The organism is Mesorhizobium sp. M7A.F.Ca.CA.001.08.2.1 (assembly GCF_003998455.1).
Classification (GTDB): Bacteria; Pseudomonadota; Alphaproteobacteria; order Rhizobiales; family Rhizobiaceae; genus Mesorhizobium; species Mesorhizobium ciceri.
This window is the reverse complement of record NZ_RZPW01000859.1, coordinates 1-2,449: the sequence shown is the minus strand read 5'-3', so window position 1 is coordinate 2,449 and position 2,449 is coordinate 1. Positions and strand designations below refer to the sequence as shown.

At 63.7% G+C, this 2,449-nt stretch carries 3 protein-coding genes; all 3 read left to right on the top strand.

Annotated features, from left to right (window positions below):
- Positions 1 to 14: 14 nt before the first annotated feature.
- Positions 15 to 1,529 carry a hypothetical protein gene (locus EN914_RS32110; protein WP_127389533.1) on the top strand — a complete coding sequence of 505 codons (1,515 nt, stop codon included), beginning with the start codon at positions 15 to 17 and terminating at the stop codon, positions 1,527 to 1,529.
- Positions 1,530 to 1,631: 102 nt separating this feature from the next.
- On the top strand, positions 1,632 to 2,114 hold the full coding sequence (locus tag EN914_RS32105) for a group II truncated hemoglobin (RefSeq protein WP_024505637.1): 483 nt from the start codon (positions 1,632 to 1,634) through the stop codon (positions 2,112 to 2,114).
- A 30-nt stretch (positions 2,115 to 2,144) separates the two neighbouring features.
- A partial coding sequence (locus EN914_RS32100) for a putative glycolipid-binding domain-containing protein (RefSeq protein WP_206527291.1) occupies positions 2,145 to 2,449 on the top strand: 305 nt, incomplete at its 3' end.

The window sequence follows — 2,449 nt, the reverse complement described above, 5'->3', positions numbered from 1 at the left end:
ATCTTGGGCCGACGATGCGGTTCGGCATTGTCCGCAGCAACGCAGCGGGGTGCGAGCCGATCTGTCCGGAATGGATATCGGCCGAGGGCTCCATAGAAGCCGGAACTCCGGCGCTCTTCAAACGCATGCTGAAGACGCTTGGCGGGCGGAAACTGCCTGTTGTCGTGGATTCTCCCGGCGGCAATGTCGAGGCGGCGCTGACGCTTGGCCGGCTGATCCGCAAGAACAAGCTCGATATCGCCATCGGCAAGACGGTGTTTTCCAGCTGCCAGCCCGACGCGAAGGGGTGCCAGGACCGTGACGCCCGCTACTTCGGCGATGTCATCGACTATGGCGCCATGTGCAATTCCGCCTGTCCTCTGATGTTTGCCGGCGGCATCAGGCGAGTGGCTGGCGAATGGGCCTATCTCGGCGTCCATCAGATCACCACGACCTACATCCGCACGAAATTGCAATACCGGACCACCTACCGGATCGTCGGGGGCAAGAAGAAGATCCTCAACACGAAGATCGTCAGCCGCAAGAACGCCGGCAGCTACAAGACCTACGAAATGAGCAAGTCGGTGGAGAAAAAGCTGGCGGCCTACCTGGACCAGATGGGCATCGAACAAAGCATGCTCGAAACGATGAAGGGCACCCCGGCCAGCGAAATCCACCAGATCGCCCTCGATGACATGCTGGCGATGAAGCTGGTCACCAGCACGGACGCCGTGGGCCTGTTGACCGCGGCGAGCCTGTGCGAACCCGGCCGCCTGGCCACGAATAGCCGGGAAGTGCCGGGGAACAAGCCTGATGGCCTGATGGCGACCGCGGCCAGGCCTACTCCGCCAGCGATCGAACCCGAGGCGGCGCGGCGCGATGAAGACATGCGCTTCGTTGTCGTTCGCGGCACCAATCCGCTCTGCAATCCAGACTGCCCGGAATGGATCTCGGCGGAAGGCGCGATCACCCCCCAGACCCCGCAGAAGCTGCGCCAGCTGCTCGCCACGCTCGGCAAACGGCAACTGCCTGTCGTGATCAGCTCGAAGGGAGGCGACCTGTTCAGCGCCCTGGCGGCGGGACGGCTTATCCATGAAAAGAATCTCGACGTCGCCGTTGGCCGCACCGATTTCGTCGGCTGTGACCCAGGAGCGTGGAATTGCCTGGCCAAGGAGGGCGCCTATGCCGGGCTGAGCATCGATGCGGGCGTGGAGTGCGATTCGGCCTGCGCGTTCATGCTTGCCGGCGGCATCAGGCGGCTTGTCGGTCCCCAGGCGCGACTTAGCCTCTACCCGATGGGGCAAAAGCTGATGGTTAAGGCCTATCTCGAGGAGATGGCGATCAGTTCCGCCCTGTTCGCGGCGATCGAGCGGCGCTCGGTCGAGCGCCGGCTGGAACCCGACATGATGCTGAAGGTTGGCCTGACGACGAGCCTGCAATCGGTCGACGCGCTGACCGGCGCCACCATTTGCGAGGCGGTGCCAAGACCCGAGAATTGCCGGATCCGGCCTTCCGCCAATGCCGAGGCTGACGCGCCGGCCAAATTGTAGTGGGCGACGGAGCCCGAAACTGGCCATCGAGGCAGGTTGAGCCGCTTTCGATTTTTCCGCTATCGTCGCTGCTGGCGGCTTCAGGCAGGCGGAGGATCGAGAATGGGCCAGGATATCCCGACACTCTACGAATGGGCCGGCGGCAGCGAGGCCTTGAACCGGCTCACCCAGACCTTCTATGACAAGGTGGCGCAGGACCCGATCGTTGGGCCGGTGTTCAAGACCATGTCGCCGGATCACCCCGCCCATGTCGCGGCCTTCATCGGCGAGGTTTTCGGCGGACCGAAGACCTACAGCGAGCAGTTCGGCGGCCACCGCGAGATGGTCATGCACCATCTGGGCAAGCATCTGAGCGAGGAGCAGCGCCGCCGCTGGATCAGCCTCCTGGCCGATGCCGCCGACGCGGTCGGCCTGCCTGACGATCCGGAATTCCGTTCGGCCTTCATGGGCTATGTCGAATGGGGATCGCGCCTGGCCAAGATGAACTCCAATCTCGGCGAAACCTGCGATCCGCAGACGGAACCGATGCCGGCCTGGGGCTGGGGTGTGCCGGGCGGCCCCTATCAGCCACCGGGTACAAACTAGCGTCCAGTTCGCCATGGAGGTGTTGGGCTGATGTCGGAAGATGTGAAGATCATACGTTGGCGCGAGTGGGACGGACCGGGTCTCGAACATTTGGTGCTGCAGGAGCGGGCAGGGGAGGTCTCGGCCGACTCTGTCGCAGTCTGCTCCGGGCAAACGCCTTTTGCCGTCCGTTACCGCATCGCTTGCGATGTCGGCTGGCACGCCAGGCGTGTCGTTGTCGATATGATCGGTAGCGGCCGCACGCTTGTTCTTGCCGCCGATGGCGATGGTCGCTGGACCAGGGACGGCCTGCCGATGCCGGAGCTCGACGGCATTTTCGATCCCGACCTGACCAT

Bases quoted from the DNA above. Each gene is read 5' to 3' on its own strand.
- EN914_RS32110 (WP_127389533.1), top strand. From the start codon at position 15: ATGCGGTTCGGCATTGTCCGCAGCAACGCAGCGGGGTGCGAGCCGATC.
- EN914_RS32105 (WP_024505637.1), top strand. From the start codon at position 1,632: ATGGGCCAGGATATCCCGACACTCTACGAATGGGCCGGCGGCAGCGAG.